The 477-nt window shown below is 66.0% G+C and carries 2 protein-coding genes; both read left to right on the top strand.

Annotated features, from left to right (window positions below; genetic code table 11):
• Nucleotides 1-40 precede the first annotated feature (40 nt).
• Nucleotides 41-295, top strand: a complete 255-nt coding sequence (locus tag ACTQ05_RS09585; protein WP_315896677.1) for a helix-turn-helix domain-containing protein — start codon at nucleotides 41-43, stop codon at nucleotides 293-295.
• Nucleotides 292-477: hypothetical protein (locus ACTQ05_RS09580; protein ID WP_441538983.1), on the top strand; the 186-nt coding region annotated here is incomplete at its 3' end. The genes ACTQ05_RS09585 and ACTQ05_RS09580, both read left to right, overlap by 4 nt.

Here is a 477-nt window from a genome sequence, read left to right as displayed (position 1 = left end):
AGGGGTTGCGTCACCGTTCCCTGTGTCATAGGGTGACCATATGGACACCAAACCACCCCGAACGGTCACCGAGATGACCGCAGTCGTGGTCTCGGAGGCGATGACCGACGCCGGTCTCACCGTACTGGGCGTCGCTGACAGGACCGGGATACCGCGAACCACGCTCACTCGCCGTCTCTCCGGAGGCTCACCTTTCACGGTGGCCGAACTAGACACGCTGGCGGCCGTCGTGGGCGTCCCCGTGTCGGTGATCATCGCCCGCGCTGAGGATCGGCTCGTGGGAGCAGCGGCATGACCACCCCCGACCAGCACCGGGTCCAGCGCATCGCGCAACTCGCTGAGTCGATCCACAGGATCGGGAGTGCCACCGCAATGCTGGACGGCTCAGCCGCCCTCGACGTCCTCAGTGAGGAGCAGGTGGCCATCGTTGACACCGCCGTGGACGCGCTCAATGACCTGCGCGAGAACCTCCAGGAC

This window comes from Collinsella sp. LCP21S3_A9, from assembly GCF_052118785.1.
In the GTDB taxonomy this organism is placed as follows: Bacteria; Actinomycetota; Coriobacteriia; order Coriobacteriales; family Coriobacteriaceae; genus Collinsella.
Note: the sequence above shows the minus strand (reverse complement) of the source record. Positions and strands in the feature narration are given on the sequence as shown.

Bases quoted from the DNA above. Each gene is read 5' to 3' on its own strand.
- ACTQ05_RS09585 (WP_315896677.1), top strand. From the start codon at position 41: ATGGACACCAAACCACCCCGAACGGTCACCGAGATGACCGCAGTCGTG.